The sequence below is a fragment of the Chryseobacterium sp. G0162 genome (genome assembly GCF_003815715.1).
Taxonomy (GTDB): Bacteria; Bacteroidota; Bacteroidia; order Flavobacteriales; family Weeksellaceae; genus Chryseobacterium.
Genome location: NZ_CP033922.1, coordinates 4,121,210 through 4,146,571, shown reverse-complemented (window position 1 = coordinate 4,146,571; position 25,362 = coordinate 4,121,210). Strand labels below are relative to the sequence as shown.

General features: G+C 37.0%; 19 protein-coding genes. 5 read left to right on the top strand and 14 right to left on the bottom strand.

Translation table 11 applies throughout. The annotated features are described in order from the left end of the window. Window positions 1-42 precede the first annotated feature (42 nt). The 9 genes from EG344_RS18575 to EG344_RS24405 all read right to left on the bottom strand — a co-directional run bounded on the left by EG344_RS18575 (window position 43) and on the right by EG344_RS24405 (window position 9,276). Window positions 43-2,037: a S9 family peptidase gene (locus tag EG344_RS18575; RefSeq protein ID WP_123910858.1), complete on the bottom strand. Its 1,995-nt coding sequence runs from the start codon at window positions 2,035-2,037 to the stop codon at window positions 43-45. 290 nt (window positions 2,038-2,327) lie between these two features. Next, complete coding sequence (locus EG344_RS18570; RefSeq protein WP_123910857.1) at window positions 2,328-2,672, bottom strand: phage holin family protein; 345 nt, start codon at window positions 2,670-2,672, stop codon at window positions 2,328-2,330. Window positions 2,673-2,792: 120 nt separating this feature from the next. Next, window positions 2,793-3,191 carry a PaaI family thioesterase gene (locus EG344_RS18565; protein WP_228412763.1) on the bottom strand — a complete coding sequence of 133 codons (399 nt, stop codon included), beginning with the start codon at window positions 3,189-3,191 and terminating at the stop codon, window positions 2,793-2,795. A 384-nt stretch (window positions 3,192-3,575) separates the two neighbouring features. Beyond that, window positions 3,576-5,702, bottom strand: a complete 2,127-nt coding sequence (locus tag EG344_RS18560) for a type IA DNA topoisomerase (protein ID WP_123910855.1) — start codon at window positions 5,700-5,702, stop codon at window positions 3,576-3,578. A gap of 275 nt (window positions 5,703-5,977) precedes the next feature. After that, complete coding sequence (locus EG344_RS18555) at window positions 5,978-6,859, bottom strand: AraC family transcriptional regulator (protein ID WP_164464468.1); 882 nt, start codon at window positions 6,857-6,859, stop codon at window positions 5,978-5,980. A 145-nt stretch (window positions 6,860-7,004) separates the two neighbouring features. Beyond that, complete coding sequence (locus EG344_RS18550) at window positions 7,005-7,892, bottom strand: helix-turn-helix domain-containing protein (protein ID WP_123910853.1); 888 nt, start codon at window positions 7,890-7,892, stop codon at window positions 7,005-7,007. Window positions 7,893-8,077: 185 nt separating this feature from the next. Then, window positions 8,078-8,515 carry a MarR family winged helix-turn-helix transcriptional regulator gene (locus tag EG344_RS18545; protein ID WP_123910852.1) on the bottom strand — a complete coding sequence of 146 codons (438 nt, stop codon included), beginning with the start codon at window positions 8,513-8,515 and terminating at the stop codon, window positions 8,078-8,080. A 13-nt stretch (window positions 8,516-8,528) separates the two neighbouring features. Further along, complete coding sequence (locus EG344_RS18540; protein WP_262697353.1) at window positions 8,529-9,083, bottom strand: SDR family NAD(P)-dependent oxidoreductase; 555 nt, start codon at window positions 9,081-9,083, stop codon at window positions 8,529-8,531. After that, window positions 9,064-9,276, bottom strand: a complete 213-nt coding sequence (locus EG344_RS24405; protein ID WP_262697352.1) for an SDR family NAD(P)-dependent oxidoreductase — start codon at window positions 9,274-9,276, stop codon at window positions 9,064-9,066. Before EG344_RS24405 ends, EG344_RS18540 begins: the two co-directional genes overlap by 20 nt. Window positions 9,277-9,896: 620 nt before the next feature. Here EG344_RS24405 and EG344_RS18535 point away from each other — a divergent pair. From EG344_RS18535 to EG344_RS18515, 5 genes are all read left to right on the top strand, one after another. Continuing rightward, on the top strand, window positions 9,897-10,895 hold the full coding sequence (locus EG344_RS18535) for an EamA family transporter (RefSeq protein ID WP_123910851.1): 999 nt from the start codon (window positions 9,897-9,899) through the stop codon (window positions 10,893-10,895). Window positions 10,896-10,913: 18 nt separating this feature from the next. Further along, window positions 10,914-11,942 (top strand): methionine ABC transporter ATP-binding protein, encoded by a 1,029-nt coding sequence (locus EG344_RS18530; protein ID WP_123910850.1) that lies wholly within the window; start codon window positions 10,914-10,916, stop codon window positions 11,940-11,942. Continuing rightward, a complete protein-coding gene (gene metI / locus EG344_RS18525; protein WP_123910849.1) occupies window positions 11,935-12,591 on the top strand; it encodes a methionine ABC transporter permease MetI in 657 nt (218 codons plus the stop codon). The genes EG344_RS18530 and metI overlap by 8 nt, the downstream gene beginning before the upstream one ends. A gap of 99 nt (window positions 12,592-12,690) precedes the next feature. Next, window positions 12,691-13,497 carry a methionine ABC transporter substrate-binding lipoprotein MetQ gene (metQ, locus tag EG344_RS18520; RefSeq protein ID WP_123910848.1) on the top strand — a complete coding sequence of 269 codons (807 nt, stop codon included), beginning with the start codon at window positions 12,691-12,693 and terminating at the stop codon, window positions 13,495-13,497. A gap of 288 nt (window positions 13,498-13,785) precedes the next feature. Beyond that, complete coding sequence (locus EG344_RS18515; protein WP_123910847.1) at window positions 13,786-16,044, top strand: glycoside hydrolase family 3 C-terminal domain-containing protein; 2,259 nt, start codon at window positions 13,786-13,788, stop codon at window positions 16,042-16,044. 416 nt (window positions 16,045-16,460) lie between these two features. Here EG344_RS18515 and EG344_RS18510 read toward each other — a convergent pair whose 3' ends face one another. The 5 genes from EG344_RS18510 to EG344_RS18490 all read right to left on the bottom strand — a co-directional run bounded on the left by EG344_RS18510 (window position 16,461) and on the right by EG344_RS18490 (window position 25,307). After that, window positions 16,461-18,644: an outer membrane beta-barrel family protein gene (locus EG344_RS18510; protein ID WP_123910846.1), complete on the bottom strand. Its 2,184-nt coding sequence runs from the start codon at window positions 18,642-18,644 to the stop codon at window positions 16,461-16,463. A 325-nt stretch (window positions 18,645-18,969) separates the two neighbouring features. After that, a complete protein-coding gene (locus tag EG344_RS18505; protein WP_123910845.1) occupies window positions 18,970-19,524 on the bottom strand; it encodes a DUF2652 domain-containing protein in 555 nt (184 codons plus the stop codon). 57 nt (window positions 19,525-19,581) lie between these two features. Next, window positions 19,582-20,994 carry an efflux transporter outer membrane subunit gene (locus EG344_RS18500; protein WP_228412762.1) on the bottom strand — a complete coding sequence of 471 codons (1,413 nt, stop codon included), beginning with the start codon at window positions 20,992-20,994 and terminating at the stop codon, window positions 19,582-19,584. A 17-nt stretch (window positions 20,995-21,011) separates the two neighbouring features. Next, window positions 21,012-24,152, bottom strand: coding sequence for an efflux RND transporter permease subunit (locus tag EG344_RS18495; RefSeq protein WP_123910843.1), 3,141 nt, complete (start codon window positions 24,150-24,152; stop codon window positions 21,012-21,014). Between the two features lie 9 nt (window positions 24,153-24,161). Next, window positions 24,162-25,307: an efflux RND transporter periplasmic adaptor subunit gene (locus tag EG344_RS18490; protein WP_123910842.1), complete on the bottom strand. Its 1,146-nt coding sequence runs from the start codon at window positions 25,305-25,307 to the stop codon at window positions 24,162-24,164. Window positions 25,308-25,362: the final 55 nt, after the last annotated feature.

Sequence of the window (25,362 nt, the reverse complement as noted above, 5' to 3'; positions counted from 1 at the left end):
TCATAAAAAAAGCGGGCTAAAGCCCGCTTCTATTGATATCTATTATAAAGTTTCTTTTAACCAGTCAAAGAATTCTCTCTGCCATACCAATCCGTTTTGTGGATGAAGTACCCAGTGATTTTCATTCGGGAAATAAACCAATTTAGATTTTAATCCTCTTAGTTTTGCCGCCTGGAAAGCTTCCTGCCCCTGCTCGTAAGGTACACGGAAATCAATTCCTCCCTGAACGATCATAATTGGCTTGTTCCATTTTTCTACAAAATTGCTTGGGTTAAACTCTGTATAAGCTTTTGGTTGTGGTTTTTCCCATGGTGAACCAAGATCCCAGTTTGCAAACCAAAGTTCTTCAGTCGTCAGGTACCATGATTTCATATCGAATAATCCATCATGAGCGATGAATGTTTTGAATCTGTTTTCATGGATTCCAGCCAACATAAATACGCTGTATCCTCCATAACTTGCTCCAACAGCAGCTACTCTGTCACCATCTACATACGGTAATGTTTTAGCATAATCTGTGGCTGCAAGATAATCTCTCATTGGCTGTCCACCCCAGTCTCTTGAGATGTCTTCATTCCATTTTGTTCCCCAGCCCGGCATACCTCTTCTGTTTGGAGCCACTACGATATAATCGTTTGCTGTCATTAGGGCAAAATTCCATCTTACACTGAAATATTGTGTTAATGCAGACTGTGGTCCTCCCTGGCAATATACTAATGTTGGGTATTTTTTATTAGGATCAAAGTTCGGTGGATAGTGGAACCATACGCCCATTTCTTTACCATCCGAAGTTTTTACCATTTTAAGCTCAGATTTTCCTTGTGCTAACTTCGCATAAGTATCTTTATTCGCTTCAGTAACCTGCTTCATTTCTCCGTTTTTAAGGTTTACAGAGAATAATTCTGTAGCATGGTTTACATCTGTTCTTCCTACTATTACTGAAGTTTTGTTGTCTGTGAAAATTTCATTTACATCAAAATCTCCTTTGGTGATCTGCTGTACTTTTGCAGACTTTGAATCTAAAGAAAACAGTTGTTTTGTTCCTCTGTAAGCTGCCGTGAAATAGATCGTTTTTGAATCAGCACCCCAAAGTACATCTCCTGAAACACTATCATCCCAACCTGCTGTAAGATTGGTAGTTTTCCCTGTTTTCCAGTCTAAAATCTTTACATCATTCTTATCCGCTTCATACCCATCTCTGGCCATACTCTGCCAGATCAAAGATTTTCCATCCGGACTGAATTTTGGATTGACATCGTATCCTTTATTTGATTCTGTAAGGTTTTTAGTAGTTCCTGTAGCTAAGTCATAAGCAAAAATATCTGTATTTGTACTTGTAGCATATTCTTTACCGCTTTTTGGTTTGGTAACATATAAAAGCTGTGCAGAATCCGGGCTCCATACAAAGTCTTCAGCACCACCAAAAGGTCTTTGAGGAGAATCCCATGTTTTTCCTTCCAATAAATCTTTAGCTGCTTCTACTTTATCTGAGGTATTTACTACAAATACGTGATTATATTTTCCTTCATTGAAATAATCCCAGTGTCTGTGGTTAAGGTCTGTATATACCTGAGCGGTAGTTTTAGGGGTATCGCTATACTTGTCTTTCCCCATTAATTTTTCTACCAATACTTGCTTACTGAAAGCAATTCTTTTTCCATCCGGAGAAACAACAATATTGTCAGCCTCACCAATCGTATAAAATTCTGCCCATGTTTTTCCGGCATCTTTTGAAAGATAGATTTTATCTCCTTCCTGAGCATAGATCCCATTTCTATCCCACTGGATCAAAGCTTTTTTTCCAAAATCGATCTTAGAAGCCTGGTGATTAAGAACATTCAGAAAGTAGTTCTCATTTTTTGTTTTTTCTGTTTTCAGATCTACCTGTCCTACTTTATAAATAAGGGATGCCTGATCGGGAGAAACAGCCTGTACTCCTACTTTTTTCAAAGTCCAAAGAATTTCAGGTGTCATTAATTGTTGTGCATTCATTAAGAGCGGAGCTGCCAGAGCCAGCAGACTGTACTTAAGTTTCATATGTTCATTCATTTTTAGCGGATCTGTAAAACCCTACTGATTTCATCAAATCCTTTCATTAAATTCAAAGATTGCCAAAGTTAGTATTTAAAATAAAAATTACCGAAAGAATTAACAATAAAATTGATGGTCTGAAACAAATATTGAAAAATAAAGATAACCAATGAATAAAATAAAAGGGTGAATACTGAAGTTTACTTCCTCTATTCCTATTTATCCCTTATTTTCAGACACAAAAAAAGTCCGTTGGTAAAAACACCAACGGACTTTTCAATTTCTATTTTCATCTGTTAATCCCCATCTGAGAACATTGAATTCGCCAGAGAAGTCACGATTGATAATAATATACTGAAGACAAATGCCCACCAGAAACCATCTACCACCATACTGTCTATGAAATAGTCAGCAATCAGGATAATACCTGCATTAATAACCAATGCAAAGAATCCTAAGGTTAGAATGGTAAGCGGAAGCCCAAACAGGCTTAAAATAGGCTTTACAAATATGTTTAAAACCCCAAGTACAATGGCAAAAATAATTGCTGATGAAAAACCTTCAAAGTGTACTCCCGGTAAAATTTTAGTTAAAAGGTACGCCACGATTGCTGTGACGAACAAACGGATAATTAAGTTCATTTCGTAATTTTTTAATAGTTATGGGGTGTATGGAGCAAAAGCCATTCCATTTCAGTGAAAAAAATTTCTTTAAATCCTTTATTTAAGGAAGATTTTGTTCAAAACAATTCAAAAATCGGGTTATTTTATCTTCATCATGGTGACTAATGAAGTCGCTGCATGACTTTCTGATCCGGAGTCTTCATTCTGAACATAAATTTCCGTTCTGATGACACTGATTTTAGAACCACCTTTAATGACATAAGATTTTGAAACCAAAGCATCTCCAATAGCCGGACGCAGATAGTTTACCTTTAATTCTACTGTTACCACGTAGCAGTCTTCCGGATAATGGCTTACTGCGGCATATCCTGATGAAACGTCCACCAGGGAAGCAATCATCGCCCCATTAAACATGCCTGCTTTTCTGGTCATCATTTCCATTTTGGGTATTTTAATAGAAACGAAATCAGTTTCTACTTCCAATAGTTCAGCATTATAGAATTTCAGGGTTTCTGAACGGCCGAAGCTGTCTGTCATAAGTTTCTTTTTCTCTGGGGTCATTGTTTTTTTAAATTTTAATGTAAATGTAAAAAATTAATATTCATGCGGGTAACGATGAAATAGAAAAACTTCTACTATGCTTAACTGGCAGTCAAAGGTCACGGGTTCGAATCCCGTATTCACTTATTAATGTTTTCGAAAAATATATTTTGTTTATTGCCGATAGTTATTCTTGTACCTTGTCATTCTGACGAAGGAAGAATCTCATTAATCTTTGAAAATGAATAATGGTAATTGGAAGATATATTGTTTTTGAGGGACTGTAAACTCCTCCTATCTTAAAAACTTTTCATTTTTTTGAATTCATCCCTTCTAAGGAAGTGAGTTATTACGTCTCCAATTGTGATATTGGCAAAATAATTAGGTAAGCTGTACCTGGAAATCATCTGTTAAAGAAAGTACTCCTTCTGTCAACCCTTCCTGGTGAGCACTGAACCCTTTCAGTTTAGAAGTTTTTCCTTTTAAAACAAGATCTAAAAGCTGTTTATCAGATAACTTTTTCCCAAAGATTTCAAACGTGATTTTAAACCCGCAGTTTTTAAAATCTGAACATCCAACAGCAGCTTTACCTTTAATCAGATTATGTTCCTTGCATTTCGGGCATTTTGTTTCTTCCCAGGACTGAAGCTCTTTTTTCTGTGCAGGTTCTCTTTTTTTCTTTTCCTTCACTTCTTCTTTCTCTTCGTCCTGCAGGGTAATGACTTTACCTTTTCCGTATACTACTTTATCGGTAAGCTCTGTTACCATCTGAATCAGTTCTTCTTTGAAAAGGTTGGCTTCATACTCCCCTTTTTCAATCTTACGAAGTTTAGATTCCCATTCTCCAGTTAGTTCCGGGCTCTTTAAAAGTTCATCTTCAATGGTATCAATCAGCTGAATGCCTGTTTGAGTGGCAATCAGATTTTTTCGTTTCTTTTCAATATATTTTCTTTTGAATAACGTTTCGATAATGTTGGCACGGGTAGATGGTCTTCCGATCCCATTATTCTTCAACATCTCACGCAATTCTTCATCTTCAACCTGTTTTCCGGCGGTTTCCATTGCTCTCAGTAAGGTTGCTTCCGTGTAAGGTTTTGGTGGAGTCGTTTTTCCCTGGTGAATCATAGGGTCGTGAGGTCCGGTTTCTCCTACGATAAATTCAGGAATAGTTTGTTCTTCTTCTTTTTCTTTTTCTTTATCTGTAGACTCTTCTTTAGGTTCTTTCGCATAAACAGCTCTCCATCCCGGTTCCAGAATCTGTCTTCCACTGGTTTTGAAAGGAATAGTTCCTACTTTTCCTTCTACCAACGTATTTGAAATTTTACATTCGGGATAAAAAACCGCAATGAAACGTTTCGCGATCAGGTCATAAATCAGTTTTTCTTCTCTGCTCAGATTTTGGGAAGGAGGAACTTCCGTAGGAATGATCGCATGGTGATCGGTAACTTTGGTATCATCAAACACCGCTTTTGACTTTGGAATCGGAGCTTCCAATAAAGGCGCAATCAACTCCTGGTATGGATACATCTTTCGAAGAATTCCTTCTATTTTCGGATATAAACTATCTGATAAGTATGTAGTATCAACACGCGGATAGGTGACATGCTTCTTTTCGTAAAGACTCTGAACATAATTCAATGTATTCTCTGCTGAATATCCGTATTTTTTGTTGGCTTCAACCTGCAATCCGGTCAAATCAAAAAGCCGTGGATTTTTTTCTTTTCCTTCTTTAATTTCAAACGAAACGATTTCAAAAGGATTTACTTTAAGATATTCTAACCCTTTTTCTGCACGCTCTAACGTTTTAAGACGATCAATCGCAGCATTGAAAACCACCTCACGATATTTGGTTTTCAGTTCCCAATATTCTTCGGTAGTAAAAGCATCAATTTCTTTCTGACGCTGAACCAGCATAGCTAATGTAGGAGTCTGTACCCTTCCAATGGAAAGAACAGCTTTATTTCCCCCAAACTTTTTGGTAAAAAGCCTTGTTGCGTTGATCCCCAATAGCCAATCTCCTATTGCTCTGGCATTTCCAGCCAGATATAGGTTTTTATAATCTTCTGCCGGTTTCAGGCTGGCAAAACCTTCTTTGATAGCGTCTTCCGTCAATGAAGAAATCCATAAACGCTGAACAGGTTTGTTGCATTTTGCTTTCTGCAGTACCCAACGCTGGATCAATTCTCCCTCTTGCCCGGCATCCCCACAATTAATGACCTCATCACATTCTTCGACTAGCCTTTCAATCACTTTAAACTGATTTTCTACTCCTTTATTCTGAATTAGTTTTATTCCAAAACTGCTGGGAATAATAGGCAGTGAAAATAAATTCCAGGATTTGAATTGCGGACCGTAATCGTGAGGTTCCTTTAGGGTACAAAGATGTCCGAACGTCCATGTCACGCAATAGCCGTTTCCTTCCATATAGCCTTGTTTAGATGCGGTAGCACCTAATACTTTGGCAATATCTCTGGCAACACTTGGTTTTTCGGCAATACATAATTTCATGAACTCAGGTTTATTGAAGGAGGCAAAAATCGGGATTTTTTTTGACTTTAGCTAATTTAGATTCAGAGTCATTGAATGTCAAAGCTTTTGAAAATGTTCTTAGCTTCGGAAATGGATAAATGTATCAAAATCATCGGAAAGATTGTCTATTTTATTCGAAAACACAGATTTATTTCATGAGCATTGCAGAAGCCTATCCATTTCCAATCCTCCTTATTACACTTTTTTTCCCATATAACTTTCCATGTTATGAATTTTCTTTAAAACTCATTTTTTCATTGTTGATTACTCCTTTTCTCGACAGGTATTCCATACAGTTCCCTGAATTTTTTTGGAGTAATTCCTGTATGTTTTTTAACAAAACCTGAAAAATGCCCATAGTTTTGAAAGCTAAAGTCAAAGGCAATATCTTTCAAAGGATCAGCTGTCATCATCAGCTTATATTTTATCTTTTCTATGGTTTGATTGTGTATTATTTCGATGGCTGTTCGTCCCAAATATTTTTTGCAGAGAATATTCAGATAATTAGCATTGATCCTTAATTGGTCTGCATAATATTTTTTGGTTCTCTCCTGTCTGAAGTTTTTATTCAAAAGGTTCATAAAATCAAAAAGAACTGGATGGCTTTCATACACATTAAGGTATTCTGTATTTTTCTGTACTTCTTTAGCAATATTTCTGACGATAATTTTCATTTTGGAGTAAATAATTTCGCTCATCACCGGAGAGGGAATTTGAAGTTCATCCCGAATATCCTTGAACTCATGCATGAATCTGTTAAAATCCTCATCATCCAGATCAATAACCGGCTTTTTTTTGTACATAAAAATCGGAAACGGCATCAATCGTTCCATTCTTTCAAATATATTCTCGCTTATAAATAGCTGGCAGATCTCATGTTGGCTTTCACAATTCCAATAATGGATCTGACCTGGAAATACCAGATGAAGCAGCTTCCCTTGTATGAGATATGCTTTCCCCTCAATGATATGCTTTCCCTCTGCGCTTTCAAACAATATCAGTGAAAGAAAATCATGACGAATAGGGTTATACCAATAATAAGATCCCTTGGATTGGCAAAAAATAATATCATGATATATTTTCAATCTTTCCTGAACCTCCCGGATCCGCTGAATTGGAATGTTTCTCTCATTCATATTCATCAATACATTTAAATGTTGCTTATTTTTATAAGTATCATACCACTTTGAAATAAAGCGACAGGAATACTTTCTTATCTTAATCGGATAAGAATTCTTTTCTCATAATCGGAGATTTAATGGAAATTATAGTTTTTGAAAATTATAGATCTTCCGGTATTCTATTCAGTACGTTTATGCCTGTATATTGATTTTGAAACTCTTTGGGTGTCATTCCCGTGTACTTTTTAAAAAAAGCATAAAAACTGGTGATTGAACTGAAATTCATCAGAATAGCTAATTCTTTAATTGATACATTGGAAGCCGCCAGATATTGTTTGATTTCTGCTAATAATTCTCGGCTTATGATTCCGGTTGCTGTTTTTCCTAGGTGCTTATTGCACAGAATATTCAGATAATTGGTTGTAACAGACAATTTATCGGCATAAAAACTGACTGTTCTTTGTTCTCGAAAATGTTCAAATACCAATGTAATAAATTTAGAAAGAAGACAGGCAGAATCCATTCTTTTTTCATAATGAAGCCTGTAGATTTCTTTGCTCAGCATCAACATGATGACTTTAAGCCTGAATTCAGAAGTTAATTGTCCTTCCGGCCCACTTTTCACCTCAGCTCCAATATTGATAAATTCATATTGAAATTTTTCAAAACTTTCTGCTGATAAACTAATGTTTCCCAACTTCATATAATGAGTGAAAGGGTATTTTAGATAACTGCCGAAAGTTTCAAATATTTTCCCAGAGATCATTATACGATCTATTTCATAACCAAATCCCAGATCCCATTGGTTGATCTGCCCTGAAAATACAAAATGCAGCTGTCTGTTCTGAACTTCTTTTACTTCTCCGTCTACTGTGTGAGTTCCATGACCTTTTTTTATTAAAAATAATGAAAAGGCCTCTTCTGTTCCTGCAATACCATCCATAGCTTCATTCCGGAAGTTCTGATATGAAATCATATCAGGAACATCCGGAATGAAGTGGTATTTTTGATTTTGTTTATTTTCAAGAGGCTTGATATGTGTACTCATGTAGAAAAGAATCTTATGAAATTTAATAACCGAATATATTTTCCACTAAAAAACCGCAGCATCTATTTTTTCTACCTTCCTTTTAGTTTAATGAAAACAAAATTATTTTTTTCAAAACAAAAAAAACATCACAAATGATTTAAAAAATTATTCAATTCATTTCTTTTCAGATCCTGTATTTGAGATTAAATTTTTCTCATTTTTTCCAAAAGGCGGATCAGAGTTTCTGTTTCTTCATCTGTCAATGCATTGTACACATCATCTACCCCCGCTAGATGGTCAGTCACTTTTTTATATAAAGAATTTCCTTTTTTCGTAAGTGCAACATCTATCAGGCGTTTATCTTCTGTATTCACACTTTTTTCAACCAATTCTTTTAGAATCAATCGGTCTACCAGTCTGGATACTCCTGCGTTTTTCTCTAACATCTTTTTCAAAATGGCAGAAGTAGATAATGGCTGGCCCGCATCATGCAGGATCGAAAGCACATTATACTGCTGGGAAGTAAGCCCATAACCGGCAAAAAACTCTTGCGATTTTTCATATACATGATGATATGTTTCCACCATGGTAATTCCCAGCTGTCTTCGAAGTGGAAGATCTCCCGCTTTTATTTTTTTCATTTCTTTATTTTAATTATTGTATCAGATAACCTCCATCTACCGGAAGATAAGCTCCTGTACAGAAACTTGCGTCATCTGATGCCAAAAATAATACAGCTTTTGCAATTTCCTCGGGTTTTCCCAATCTTTTCATCGCATGTTTAGATTCCATATAAGATCTGTACTCTGTACTTTGTGCTGCATTGTCCATTAACAAAGGGGTTTCTATATATCCCGGACCAATCGCATTAACACGAATATTATGAGTTCCGTTTTCCAACGCAGCTACTTTGGTAAGGCCTACCAACCCATGTTTTGATGAAGCATACGAAGCAATTCCGAATTCAGCAACCTGGCTCATGATAGAGCCCATATTCACAACAGCCCCACCTGTTGACTGTTTTCTCATCTGGGCAATCTGATATTTCATTCCATAAAACACCCCGCTCAGATTGATATTAAGAACTTTCTGCCATTCTTCTATTGTCTTTTCATGAACAGGAGATGCGTCTACAATTCCTGCATTATTAACCGCTATATCCAAACTTCCGAACGCCTCTATCGTTTCATTAACTTTCCACTTCTTCATGATTCGATACATCACATGCAATAAATTTTGCGTCGGTTCCTTCTTTCAGAATTTCTTCCAGGGTTTCCCGGTTCTCTTTAAGGTCGGCAATAACAACCTTCGCTCCCTCTCTTGCCATTAAAACAGCCACAGCTTTCCCAATTCCTGAATTTCCTCCTGTAATAAAAGCAACTTTGTTTTCAAAACGTTTCATATTGATTCTTTTTAAAATTAATAAAATTGATATTTCAAATTTAATGACTAGTCATTAATGTCTAATCATAAATATTGTTAAAAATGAAAACTATTTTAAAATTTACAGGAATCATAGGAGTTGAGAGCCAACTCTTTTTATCATGAAGATAAAGTGTTATGCTGAAATCCCATTTTATACAATTCTTAAAAATTTTAATTTATTTTATTTTTCTTACAACGTAAAAAACCGGAAATCTCAATGGAAAATGAATTTAAAATGAAAAAGCCATATTCAAAACAGCTTAAAATAGAAAAAAACAAAAAGACTAAACAATTTAAAAACAGCAAGTTAAACAGTTAATAATAATTTAATATTCAAAAACCCTACATTTTTAGTAGACTAATAGAAATTATATTATATATTTGCAGACGTATTCAGGAAATAAAATAAAATGAGCACAATAACAAAGAATAATGCAACTCATAAATACATCATTAAAAACATGATGAAGGATATGTGTATGCCTGTGCATCAAGAATACTGTGGGTGACCTTACTTTTAATATGACATACTTTTGAAGGCCCTACCAAGTTGTAGGGCCTTTTTTATTTAAAACCAAAACATTAAAAAAAATAAAAATGAGCAATTCTAAAAACAAATGGCTGGTTCCATTGGCATTTACAAACATTTATGTAATATGGGGGATTACGTTTTTAGCTATTTCATTTGGCTTGAAAGGTTTTCCTCCGTTCATTCTTTCGGGATTGAGATTTCTGGTAGCAGGGGTTTTGATGATGGGGTATTTATTGTCTAAAGGGGAAAAAGCAAATTCTCTGGTCAACTGGAAGAAAAATGCCATTACCGGAGTTCTTATCCTTACCGGAGGAACAGGTCTTGTAGCCTGGGGCGAACAGTATGTAACAGCTTCAGAAGCTGCAATCTCTATTGCCACCGGACCCTTCTGGTTCATTGCCATCGATAGAAAAAACTGGAAATACTATTTTTCAGATAAGTTTATTCCGATAGGTCTGATGATTGGATTCGTAGGATTGATATTCTTCTTAAAAGGAAGTGTAAACTCTACTGCGGCACATGCTTCTGCTGATCCTCAATTACGGATTACTGCTTTTGTAGTATTGGGATTCAGTTCTATTGCATGGGTTTTAGGTTCTCTATATTCCAAGAAAAATCCAGCCTCACATTCTACCTTTATGAATATTGCCCAGCAGCTTATTGTAGCAGGAGTAGCGGCTTTTCTTATTGCCTTATTCAGAGGAGAATGGACTCATTTTTCCGCTTCAAACGTGCCTGTATCAGCATGGGCAGGTGTTCTGTTTTTGATCTTCTTTGGATCGATAGTCGCTTATTTGTCGTACATTTGGCTGTTGTCCGTGAAACCCGCTGCATTGGTAAGTACCCATACCTACATTAACCCTATTGTTACGGTTATTGCAGGATGGATTGTGGCTAATCAAAGTATCAATGGAGGCCAGTTATATGGTTTGACAATCATATTGCTGGGAGTATTGCTGACCAATGTCACCAAGTATTTCAAGCTTTCCAAACGGTCTAAGGTCAAAATCAGAAGAGTTAGAAGATTTTTTAACAGGGCAGGCAAAAGATATCAGCCTATTTAAATAGTATAAAACATCAGAATGATAGAAATCAGAAACATATCAAAAACATTCCATCAGAAGAAGCAGGCATTTAAGGCATTGGACCAGGTGAGCCTCAACATTGATAAAGGAGATATTGTAGGTATCATAGGCTTCTCCGGTGCCGGAAAAAGTACCCTGATCCGTACCGTTAATCTGTTGGAAAGACCGGATGAAGGGCAGATCATTATTAATGGAAAGGATTTCACCCAATTAAGTTCAAAGCAGCTTGCTGAAGAACGTAAAAAAATAGGAATGATCTTCCAGCACTTTAACCTTCTTTCTTCAAGAACTGTTTTTGATAATGTAGCACTTCCTCTGGAGCTGGACCACATCAGCAAAGATCAAATCAATAAAAAGGTCAACGAATTACTGAAGATTGTTGGCCTTGAAGATAAAGCCCATGATTACCCAAGAAACCTTTCCGGAGGACAGAAACAAAGAGTGGCCATCGCAAGGGCTTTAGCCAATGATCCTCACCTGTTGCTTTGTGATGAAGCCACCAGTGCACTGGATCCGGTTACCACCCAATCTATTTTACAGCTCCTAAAGGATATTAATGTGAGATTAGGAATTACTATTCTTCTGATTACCCATGAAATGGAAGTCATTAAAGCTGTTTGTAATCACGTTGCCGTGATAGACAAAGGAAAACTATTAGCTAAAGGAACATTAAGTGAGATCATTTCAAACCGGGAAAATCCGGTGATCCAACAATTTATAAATTCAGACATCATGACCCTGCCACAGGAACTCAATACCAGGCTACAGAAAGAACCTCAGGAAGGTCTATTTCCATTGGTCGAAATAGAACTTAACGAAAACATAAGTGTTGAACAGATTCTTTCAGCCTTATACAATGAACATAAAATCCCTTACAAACTTTTGAAAGCAGATGTAGAATATTTTGGGAATTCTAATTTTGGTAAACTACTTTTGCAACTTCAAGGAGAGGCTGAGGAAAACCAGAAGGCCATCTATTATTTTAATCAGAACAAAATTCAAAATACAGTAAAAGGATATGCTTAGTGATGCAGTACTTGCCCTTTTGGCAAAAGGAACCTGGGAAACAATTTATATGACATTCGTATCCGGATTTTTTGGATTTGTTTTAGGGCTCCCCGTTGGAATTCTCTTATTTTTAACAAGAAAAGGACAGTTGTTAGAAAATGTGATCTACTACAGAGCATTATCCATTATTGTCAATATTTTCAGAGCGATCCCGTTCATCATTTTAATTGTGTGGATGATCCCTTTTACAAGGGTTTTAGCGGGAACCTCCATTGGAGTCAATGCAGCATTGGTTCCATTAAGTGTGGGAGCAGCCCCTTTTATTGCAAGATTGGTTGAAAACAGCCTTATCGAAGTTCCTCACGGATTAATAGAAACAGCGAGAGCCTTAGGCGCTTCCCCTTTTCAGATCATCAGAAAGGTTTTACTTCCGGAAGCACTTCCTTCATTGATTAATAATGCAACCATTACATTAATCACATTAGTAGGGTATTCTGCGATGGGTGGTGCTGTAGGTGCCGGTGGATTAGGACAGGTTGGATACCAGTATGGATATATCGGTTATGATATTGTGATTATGAATACGGTATTGATCTTACTAGTACTTTTGGTTTTTATCATCCAGTTTATGGGAGATAGACTTTCTAAGAGGTTTGACCATAGATAAGTTGAAGTAATAGAGTTTTTGAGTAAAGGAGAATAAATAAACGAACGCTGCTTTTGTGATTTTACTATTTTAACTTCTTTACAAATTAAAAAGAATAGAATGAAAAAAATAAAAATTTTAGGTTTAATCGCTGCTGGAGTACTTCTTTTCAGTGCCTGTTCAGGAAGAAAAGATGATCCGAACTTTATCCGAGTGGGAATTACTTATGGACCAGAGCAGGAAGTGGCTGAAGTAGCTAAAAAAGTAGCAAAGGAAAAATACAACCTTGAAGTGGAGCTGATTCCTTTCAATGATTATGTTGTTCCCAATGAAGCTTTGATGAATGGAGATATTGATGTGAATGCTTTTCAGCATGCTCCTTATTTAACCGAACAATCAAAACAAAGAGGATATAATCTTGCTATTGTAGGAAATACGTTTGTCTACCCTATTATAGCTTATTCAAAGAAAATTAACAATCTTAACCAGTTACAAAATGGGAGCACTATTGTTATTCCCAATGACCCTACCAATGGTGGACGTTCCTTACTTCTATTGCAGAAAAACGGTTTACTGAAACTAAGAGCAGGGGTTGGATTGCTTCCAAAGGTTACCGATATTACTGAAAATCCAAAACAGCTGAAAATTATGGAAATTGAAGGAGCACAGATCCCAAGGGTTTTGGATGACAGAGATGTTGTAGTAGGAATCATCAACAATAATTTTGCTGCACAAGCCGGATTGGATTCAGAAAAGCAGGGTATATTTAAAGAAGATAAAGACTCTCCTTATGTTAACCTTGTCGTGGCAAGACAGGATAATAAGAACAGCCAGAAGGTAAAAAACTTTGTTAAAGCTTACCAATCTGATGAAGTGGAAAAGAAAGCCCTGGAAGTTTTCAAAGGAGGAGCTGTGAAAGGATGGTAATGAGCCTGAAGATTGAGAAGTAGAGTGCGAGGTTTAAAGTTCAAGATCGTTATCCCTTCACTCCTAATTAACGATTCACTTGCGAAGCAAAATTGACTATTGACATCAAATATTGCATCTCTCAGTCTATTATCTACAAATCTCTCCCAACAGATTTCTACCTTCCAATAAATAACAAGCTGCCAGCAATTTTGTAGGCAGTTTTTTTATGTTTCAAAATTTATTTTCTCAATTTGAGATAATATAAAAATTTTGTTTATTTTTGCTTCAATCCATTAAAAAGGCAATATGTTAAAGAAAACCGCCATTGTAAGTCTATTCACCTTTATTTCTGTTTCTTATATGGCCCAGAACACTACTCCCATTTATTTAGATGAATCAAAACCTGTAGAACAGCGTATTCAGGATGCCCTTTCCAGAATGACCCTGGAAGAAAAAGTAGCTATGCTGCATGCGCAGTCAAAATTCAGTTCTCCCGGTGTTCCAAGATTAGGAATTCCTGAATTCTGGACGACTGACGGCCCTCATGGGGTACGTCCTGAAGTCATGTGGGACGAATGGGATCAAGCCGGATGGACCAACGACTCCATTATCGCCTACCCTGCCCTTACCGCCTTATCAGCTACCTGGAATAAAAAAATGTCCTGGAACTACGGTAAAGCATTGGGAGAAGAAGCCCGTTACAGAAAGAAAGATATTCTATTGGGCCCAGGTGTCAATATTTACAGAACTCCTCTAAATGGCAGAAACTTTGAATATATGGGTGAAGATCCTTATCTGACCTCAAAAATGGTAGTTCCTTATATCAAAGGGGTACAATCTAATGGGGTAGCCACTTCTGTTAAACACTTTGCCCTGAACAATCAGGAAATGTTCCGCCATACCAGCAATGTAAATGTAGATGACAGAACATTATATGAAATTTACCTGCCTCCATTCAAAGCAGCAGTGACAGAAGGAGATTCGTGGACGATTATGGGCGCTTATGATATGTATAAAGGTCAGTATGCCAGCCAGAATCAATACCTTTTAAATGATATTCTGAAAAAAGAATGGAATTATAAAGGTGTAGTGGTTTCCGACTGGGGTGCTGTTAACAATACTGAGCAGGCTATCCATAACGGATTGGATCTTGAATTCGGATCATGGACGAATGGTCTTTCTGCCGGAACCAAAAATGCCTATGATAATTATTATCTGGCAAAACCATATCTTGACCTGATTAAAGCAGGAAAAGTAGGAACTAAAGAACTTGATGATAAGGTAACCCGACTGCTTCGTCTTGCCTACAAAACGACAATGAACCGAAATAAACCTTTCGGAAATATCGCTTCTGAAGAACATAAAGCTGTAGCTAAAGAAATCGGGGAAGAAGGAATTGTTCTGTTAAAAAATCAGGGAAATATACTTCCAATCGATGTTAATAAGGCTAAAAGAATTGCTGTTGTTGGTGAGAATGCCATCAAGATTATGACTGTGGGCGGTGGTTCTTCATCCTTAAAAGTAAAATATGAAACTCTTCCTTTAGACGGAATCAAAAATAGATTTGGAAAACAAGCTGATGTGCAATATGCCAGAGGGTATGTAGGTGACATTGGTGGAGAGTACAACGGGGTAAAATCCGGACAGGACCTGAAAGACACCCGTTCTGAAGCGGAACTAATCAATGAAGCTGTAGAATTAGCAAAAAAATCCGATTACGTAATTTTCGTTGGCGGATTAAACAAAGCAGACTTCCAGGACAGTGAAGGAAATGACAGAAAGAGCTATGGATTACCTTACAACCAGGATAATGTGATTACAGCATTAGCTAAAGCTAACAAAAATCTGGCTGTAGTTTTAGTTTCAGGAAATGCAGTAGCCATGCCTTGGATTAAAGAGGTACCAACAGTTTTACAGGCATGGTATCTGGGTTCTGAGGCTGGAAATTCTATTGCTTCTATTGTAGCAGGTGATGCCAACCCATCAGGAAAACTTCCGTTTACTTTCCCTGTAAAGCTTGAAGATAATTCAGCTCATCAACTTGGAGAATATCCTGGTCAGAAAGATGAATTGGCTGCAGGAAAAGGAAAAGATCAGAAAAACCCGATCAATATCACTTACAACGAAGGTGTATTTGTAGGATACCGCTGGCATGATACCAAAAACATTAAACCTCTTTTCAGCTTCGGACATGGATTAAGCTATACCACATTTGAATTTGGAAAAGCAAAAGCAGATAAAACAAGTTTATCACAGAACGATACTATTACTTTTACGGTAACCGTTAAAAATACAGGAAAAAAAGCCGGAGCCGAAGTTGCGCAGCTTTACATCAGCGATTTGAAATCATCTGTTCCACGCCCTGCCAAAGAATTAAAAGGCTTTGAAAAGGTTTATTTAAACCCTGGAGAACAAAAAGAAGTGACTTTCACCATCGATAAATCTGCATTAAGTTTCTTTGATGCTCAAAAACACGATTGGGTAGCAGAACCGGGAGACTTTGAAGCTTTAATGGGTAATTCTTCGGATGCCATCAAAACAAAAATAAAGTTTACGTTGAAATAGTAATGGATAGAAGATGGAAATTACTATTTGACGACTAACTTATCTATCTAATTAATTTTGTAGAATTTATGAAGCAGGTTTCAGTTTTGAAGCCTGCTTTTTTATTTCTCGCAGATTCCTGTGCCTAAGTAGACGTTCTCATCTATCTGTGAGATCCGCGGGAACTTAAATAATTTTTAACCATCAAGAAAAATAAAAACTTTAAAGAAGCCAGCTTCCCATCGTTGATGAATAAAAAAGGTTCCTTTATCAATAGCGCCGGCTATAATTTTAGTGATTCAAATCTTCAGAAAACTTCCCGCAGATCATACGGATTACACAGATTTTTTTAACTTATCTGCCTATAAAAAATACAGCATTGAAATAAAAAATAAAGGTTTCAATATGAAACCTTTATTTTTTATTGAACTAACTTTTTATTTTGCTCCTCCAGCATTTTTCTCAACATCCGTTTTGGTATTTTCTTTCACTTTCTGGTTCCCGAAACGCTTTACAAAAGTGACATTCACCCCATACCAATCCCATAATTCATATCTTCTGACTGTTCCTCCCTGATTGTAAGTAATATCATCAGAATAAGGTCGTTTAAAGATATTCATCAGCTGTATACTGGCCTCCATCTGTGTTTTAGGAAATATTTTTGTGATGGAAATATTGTGGAACACGTTGGTATTATTGGCTTGAGTATTTCCATTGTTCTGATTGGAGATTTCCATCCAGGCACTCAGGTTAATATTTTTATTGAAAAGGTTCGTATAAGAAAGATTGGCAGAACCACCCCAATAATTGATATATGCTCTCCCTCCGATATCATTCTTCAAATTGAAATCATGATTATCAATATAGTACCAGCCGAAGCCAACATTCAGATTCAGCTTATTTTTAAGAAAATTCTGATTGGTATTGGCAAAAATGTAATATTTCTCAACTTTCCCATTAAAGTTTCCGGGGAAAGATACATTTCTTCCTCCTTCACTGGAATAAGTAGTCCAGTAATCCTGATTGGTATACATATATCTTGCAGAAATAAAATACTTTTTCAGGATTCCAAACTTCAGATAAAGCCTGTCGTTAGGGTTTGGATTCAGATCCATATTTCCTCTGGAATACGTTCCGTCAATGGATGGAGTTAAAAAAGGATTGAATTCCGAATACCAGGGTCTCCAGATTCTACGGTCATAAGTAAGGCTCAAATCATATTTATCTGAAAAATTATATTTCAGCAATAAGTTAGGGAGAAAAGTACCATAGCCGTCTTTTCTTTCGGTTCCTGCAACGTCCTGTCTTACCTTGAAATCAATATATTCATATCGAAGACCTATCCTGGTTTCCAGTTTCTTGAAAAACGTTTTGCTATAGTTGGCATATACAGAAGTTATATTATCCTCATAATGGAATTTATCCCTTGTTGAAAGCCCTGCATATTCAGAAGTCCCCAAGCTGTATCCATAAAGATTATTAGGAATTACATGATTGTTGAGTTCTGTTTTTCCTCCTACTTCAATTGTTCCCCAGGATTTGCCTAATGGCTGGGTATAATCTACTTTCAGATAATAATTACGCATCTGCCCATTATTTACTGATCCTATTTCTTTAATATTTGGATCATTTAATATTGTTTTATTGATGAGCTCATTATTATCATTTCCGGAGTAATTGGTTCCTAGATTAATATCCAGGATCCTGTTTTTTTCTTTATCGTAATATTTATAAAAAGCATTCGTTCCCAGATTACGGTAAAAGGTATTCGCGTTTTGAGCCTGATGATAATCAATAAAATCTTTTTTCAGATAATCATATTCTCTCCCGTCTGTATCTGATGAAGATAAACCACGGCTTTGATAATACTCCAGGACAACTCCTATATTATTTTTATCATTAAGCTCAAATTCGGAAGTAGAGGAAAGTGATGGCGTTTCACTTCTGGATATGGTTTGATAGCTCAAATCCCTATTGAGGGTATTGTCAGCATAAAACACAATATTACTGGAACCTTTTTGTACATAATTATTATTAGAATAACTTCCTATAAAGGTTTGCGTAAATTTCTTTTTGTGGTAATTCAGGTTGAAGTTGGAATACTGTGTATTTTTTGTACTCTGCCTGTTACTGAGTGAAATACTTCCTTTTAATCCTTCATCATCGCGTTTTTTCAAAACAATATTGATTACAGAACCGGAAGCTTCATATCGTGAAGACGGGCTTGTAATCACCTCGATCTTCAGTAGATTATCTGCCGGAATCGTTTTAAGGTATTCTTTTAATTCTTTTCCTGTAAAAACTGATTTTCTATCATTGATATATACTGTGACCGATTGCCCTTCCGCTTTTATAGCGTCACTATTGTCAATACTTACCAGTGGGGTCATTCTCAGTACATCCCATGTAGTATTTCCAGCTACGATAGCACTGTTTGCCACATTAAAAACAGTTCGGTCTACTTTAGACTCTACTGTTGGTTTTCTCGCTACAATGGTAACCGCTTCTATCTCTTTTGCATTTCCCTTTACAGTATCCTTAGCAACTGGATCTGGAGCCTGAGTCTGGGCCAGAACCAAAGAACCCGTTAATGCTGCTATAGAAAATAATATTCTTTTCATGTGAAATCTTAGTTTTATCTATAAGACCACTATACGCTAACATTTGTTACATCAAAAAAATTAAAGAACGAAATAAACTTCTAGGTTTTAACAGTTTACTAAATTCATTTTTAAAAATAATTTAAAAAAATAACAATTATTAAGATAAAACAAACAATTAAAAACCCTTATTCCCAACATATATACAATAAATCCATCATGATAATAATTTCTATTAACCAAACTTTAACATTATTTATTTTCATTTTACCCATAAAAAAGCCCGGATCTCACCCCGGGCCGCTAGCAATAGCAAATTTACAAGGATTAAAAAATAAAAAATATGCTAGTTTACATTTTCAAAATAATGGATCATACCTACTTCTGGCAGATGATGCTGATCTTCATTAAAATCAGCTTCCTGATTACTCGTACTTTCTAAAAAAGAATTACTGAATAAAGCATATGAAGGTTGCTGTGCCCATCCGTTTTTCAATAACTGATGCGCCTCTACAATCGGTTTCCCGTACAATTTTCTGAAACTTCCAATATTATACTGTGAAAATGCCCCATAATGGACAATAAATTTCAAAGATAAATCTATGGTAGTACTTAAGCTTTTACTCAATTCTTTTATTTTTCTGTTGAATGCATTGCGCATTTTCCAAAGCATTCCTGAAATATTCTGATACGATGGATGTTCATCATACCGATAAAACAAAATAGCATCACCTTCAATTTCAGAAATTTCAAAATACTGATTATTCACATCAATCAGTGTAGAAAGTAGTTGTCTTACAATATATTCTCCTGTATAAAGTTTGGTATTGAACACAAATTCGGTAAATCCGCTAAAATCCGGAATTAAAATAATTCCCTCCTGTATATTTGTATCCTTCATAATAATTTTGGATTAAAAACCTGCTGCATCTAAAGACGAAGCAGGTTTAATTTTACTTTATTGCCATCCGCCACCTACGGAGCGATACAGTGCAGTGATTGCGTTCAATCGCTGAGCTTTCAGAGAAGCCAGTTCCAATTCAGCATTAAGCTTATTGGTCTGTGTCATAATGACCTCTACATAGGTTGCAGAGTTATATTTGAATAACAAATCCGCTTTCTTTACAGCTTCATTAGACTTCACAACCAATCCTTCAGCAATTTTCTGTTGTTCTTCCAGTTTCTGAATCTGTACCAGTGCATCAGAAACCTCTCCTACTGCCTTCAATACAGCTTGTTTAAAACCTATTTCAGCCTGATCTGCCAATACTTTAGACTGTTCATACTGCGTTTTCAGCTGTTTTCCATTCAAAATAGGCTGGGCAATGGCTCCGGCAGCCATTCCGAAAAGAGATCCCGGAATACTAAACCAATGACTGACCTGAAAGGCATTTACTCCGCCCTGAGCCGTAATATTCAATGACGGATACATGCTCATTTTGGCCACATGAATTGCTGCGGCACTCTTCCTCACTTCCAACTCAGCAGTTTTTATATCTGGCCTATAGCTTAATAATTCTAAGGGAACTCCCGCAGAAATATGGTCCGGAGACTGAATAGTATTCAGACTTGCACTTCTTTCGATTTTCTCAGGCATAGAACCCGTTAATAGACTCAAAGCATTTTCCTGTGTAGCCACAGAACTTTCAATCGCCGGAATTGTTTTCAGGATCTGATCTTTTACAATTTCCTGTTGTTGTACCGCTAAAGCTGTTGTTAATCCAAGCTCCTGCTGTTTTACCAAAAATTTCAGGGTAGTATCCGCATAGGTAAGATTGGATTTTGTAATTTCCAATTGAGTATCCAGCATCAAAAGATTGTAATAGCCCTGAACGACTGCTGCCACCACTTGTGTTTTTACCGCTTTCGCTGCTTCCTGGGTTTTTAGATAGTCTGCTAATGCCTGCTCCTTTCTTCCTTTAATTTTTCCCCAGATGTCAGCTTCCCACGAAAAATTGAGCCCTGTCGTATAATCTTCTGTATACCTCTTTCCCATAAACTGCCTCCCCATCATTCCGTTCATACTGTTATCTGAAGCACGGTTGATAGTGGCATTCGCAGTGGCATTGATTGTAGGAATATTTCCCCATTTGCTTTGCGTATACGCTAATGAAGCAAATTCTATTTGTTTTAAAGCTACCTGCAAATCATTATTCTGCACCATTGCTTTATCAATCAATTGTACCAAAACCGGATCTTTGAAAAAGTCTTTGTAACCGATCTTCGCAATATTGTCATTCTGCTCAACCACAACACTGTCACTTCTGAAAGCTTCAGGCATTTTCACTTCAGACTGTTCATACTTCTGGACTCCGCAAGAAACAGCCGTTCCCGAAATGAATGCGATATATGCTATATTTTTAATTTTCATTGTTAAAATCATTTGAATTAATATTCCCAATCTGCATCAGTTACTACTCTTCCGTTGATTTTCTCATGCAAAGCCTGGAACATCACAAAAAGTACCGGAACTACAAAAATCCCTAAGATGGTTCCAAAAAGCATCCCTGAAATTGCCGCATATCCAATAGAATGATTACCCATTGCTGACGGTCCTACTACAAAAATCAATGGAAGCAATCCTGTAATGAATGCCAAAGAGGTCATCAAAATCGGACGTAATCTTGCCTTTGCTCCTTCCACCGCTGAAGCAATAAGACTTTTTCCAGCTCTTCGTCTCTGGATAGCAAATTCCACGATCAAAATACCGTTCTTCGCCAAAAGCCCGATCAACATTACAAGAGCAATCTGAACGTAAATATTATTAGATAACTCTGCGAAAGTAATTCCCACAAAAACGCCTGATAATCCTACAGGAATAGCGATCAATACAGCGAATGGGAGAATATAACTTTCATATTGTGCTGATAAAAGGAAGAATACAAATACAATACACAACCCAAAAATCATTACTGACTGCGAACTGGAACCTGCCTCTTCACGGCTCATCCCTTTATAATCATAAGTATATCCAGGAGGAAGAACCTGCTTGCTTACTTCTTCTACAGCCGCCATAGCTTGTCCTGTACTGTAACCCGGCGCAGCCATTACTGTTAAATTGGATGAATTGAAAAGGTTGAAACGGTCTACCACCTCAGCTCCTGTTGTCTGCTTTAAACTCACCAAAGTATTAATAGGAACCATTTGTCCCAGGTTATTTTTAACAAAAAGTCCATTCAGAGATTCTTTATCCTGTCTCGTTTCTGGAGTAGACTGTACTAAAACTCTGTAATATTTCCCAAATCTATTGAAATCTGAAGCCTGAATACTTCCGTAGTATCCCTGCATCACTCCCAATACATCAGAAACATTCACTCCAAGCTGAGCGGATTTCACCTCATCTACAAGCACTTCAAACTGAGGATAGGTAACATCAAAAGTGGTAAATGCGACCGCCACTTCGGGTCTCTGCATCAAAGCACCCATCATTCCGTAGGAAATATTTCCAAGGTTCTGAAGTTCTCCATTGGTACGATCCTGAAGCACAAGCTCCATTCCACTCGTATTTCCGAAACCATCAACCGTTGGCGTATTGATTACAAGGAAATTCGCTCTTTTATCTTTGGAAAGCATTCCCTGCGTCTGCCCGATAATATCATTGATATTGCTGACAGCTCCTCTTTCTCCTGAATTTTTTAATTTAACGAAAATAGAAGCTGCTGAGGAAGACATTGATCCACTGAATAAGTTCAGCCCATCTACAGAAATCACTTTATCTACCGCAGGATTTTTCATCAAAAGATCTTCCGTATCAGATACTACTTTGGATGTTCTGTCTTTAGACGCTCCAGGTGCCAGGTTAGCCGTTACAATAATAAAACTCTGATCTTCGTCAGGAATAAATCCTTTTGGAGTGGTCATAGACATCCAGGCAAACAATCCTCCAAACGCTACAATCATGGCCACTGCAATCCACTTTTTCTTCAAAAGAAACAGTACCGCTTTTCCGTAACGGAATGTCAGCTTATTAAAACTCGCATTAAATCCAGCAAAGAAACGGTCTTTAAAGTTCATTTTTTCATGAGTTCCCCCATGATGCTGTTTAAGGAATAATGCACATAAAGCTGGGCTTAAAGTCAATGCATTGATAGCAGAAATTATAATAGCAATTGCTAATGTTAAAGCAAACTGTTGATAGAACAGCCCTGTGGACCCACTCATAAATGCTACCGGAACGAATACCGCAGACATAATTAAAGTAATGGAAACAATAGCTCCTGTAATCTCACTCATCGCAGACATGGTGGCTGCTCTTGGATTCAGTTTTTTATGCTCCATTTTAGCATGAACGGCTTCTACCACTACAATGGCATCATCCACCACGATACCAATCGCGAGCACCAGGGCAAACAATGTAAGAATGTTGATAGAGAATCCAAAAATCTTCATAAAGAAGAACGTTCCTACAATCGAAACCGGTACTGCAATGGCTGGAATTAAAGTAGATCGGAAATCCTGTAAGAAAATATACACTACAATGAATACAAGAATAAATGCTTCAATCAAGGTATGAATTACCTGTTCAATTGATTGGTCTAATGCCTCTTTAGTCGCATATGGAATTTCATAATCCATTCCTGCCGGGAAAGATTTTTCCAATTCCTTCATTCTTTCCTGTAGTGCAATCTGAACCTCGTTCGCATTGGAACCCGCCATCTGGAAGATCGCCATCGTTACAGAAGCCTTTTTATTAAAGTTAGAGGAAACCGTATAACTGTAAGCTCCAAACTCTACTCTGGCAACATCTTTTAATTTCAAAACAGACCCGTCGCTTAATGCTTTAATGGTAATATTTTCGTATTGTTCAGGCTCGGTAAATTTTCCTTTATACCGGAGAACATATTCCATTACTTCTTTACTTCTTTCCCCTAATCTTCCGGGTGCTGCTTCGAGATTTTGGGTCTGAATCGCACGGGAAACATCAGATGGAGTAAGATTATAGGAAGCCAGTTTATTCGGATCAAGCCATACTCGCATAGAATAATCTTTGTTACCGTACACCATAGCATCACCTACTCCTTTCACCCTTTTCAGTTCCGGAACAATATTGATTTTTGCATAGTTTTCAAGGAAAAGATCACTCATTGAACCATCTTTACTCGTTAAGGAAACCATCGCAATCATACTATTCTGTCTCTTTACCGTAGTAATTCCGGCCTGGATCACCTCAGCAGGAAGCTGGTTGGTTACCTGTGCTACCCTGTTCTGAACGTTAATCGCAGCCTGATCCGGATCTGTACCCAGTTTAAAGATCACAGTAATACTCAATGTTCCATCATTACTCGCTGTAGAAGTAATGTAATCCATATTTTCTACTCCATTGATGGCGTTTTCCAATGGTGGAGCCACAGATCTTGCAATTGTTTCAGCATTAGCTCCGGGATAGGCAGCCGTTACCATCACGGTAGGCGGTGCAATATCCGGGAATTTTGTAATCGGCAGGCTGACCATACCGACAATCCCGAGAATAACAAGCAACACGGAAATAACCGTGGCCAGTACGGGTCTTTTTATAATTTTCTTTAACATGATTTCTTCTTACGATTTTTTCTGTTGAGCATTTTTCTTTTGTGCCACTACAGGAGTTCCCGGCTGTAATCTGTCGAAACCGGAAACGATATACTGATCTCCAGCTTTCAACCCTTTGGAAACAATGAAATTATCACCCGTTTTTCCACTGACTTCTACAGGAAGCATTTCTGCTTTTCCATTCTTGATCGTAAACACAAAAACTTTATCCTGAATGGTTCTGGTAGATGCAATCGGAAGCAACACAACATTGCTATAGAACTGATCCAATAAGATCTTTCCTGTATTTCCGCTTCTCAGGATATTATTCGGGTTGTTGAATTTTGCTCTTAAAGTAATAGAACCCGTAGTTTTATTAAACTGCCCTTCAACAGCATCAATCCTTCCTGTCTCAGCATACTTTTCACCACCGGAAAGCAATAGAGATACTGCCGGAGTGTTTTTAATAACCTCATCAATACTGCTTCCTACATATTGTTTCCGGAAGTTATTAAAGTCATTTTCACTTAAGCTGAAATAGGCATACACCTGATGAATATCTGACAGTAGGGTAATCGCTTCCTGGTTTCCTGGTGTCATCAAGCTTCCTAAACGATAATTGAATCTTCCGATAAATCCACTTACCGGAGCTTTAATCGTAGAAAAATTAAGATTGATCTTTGCCGATTCAATGGAAGATGTTGATTGGCTTACTGCTCCTCTAGCTGCATTATAAGCCGCTTCAGCCTCCTTCACCTGTATTTCGGAAACCATTTTATTTTTTAAAAGTTCCTTTTTTCTGTCCAGATCAATTTTAGACGTCGAAAGATTAGCCTGCGCTGTAATCAATGCAGCCTGCGCACTTTTCATCTGTTCAGCAAATATTCTGTCTTCAATTTTAAAAAGTGGTTGCCCGGCTCTCACATAATCTCCTTCATCTACAAAAATTTTACTTAGGTATCCTGTTACCTGAGGTCTGATTTCTACATTAGAGATTCCTTCAACCGATGCTGCATATTCTCTGGAAACTGAAGCGTCTCCTTGTTGTACTATTTCTACAGGAAGTTCTGGTGCCTGTTGCTGATAAGCCTGGTTTTGATTCCCTTTCTTACATCCCGCCAATGCAATGAGTGCAAGAAAAAGTAGTGTTGATTTTTGAACAAAAAATCTTTGCATAACTCTAGTCATTTAAATTTTCGCCACAAAATTCGAACGAAAAAAATTCAATAGA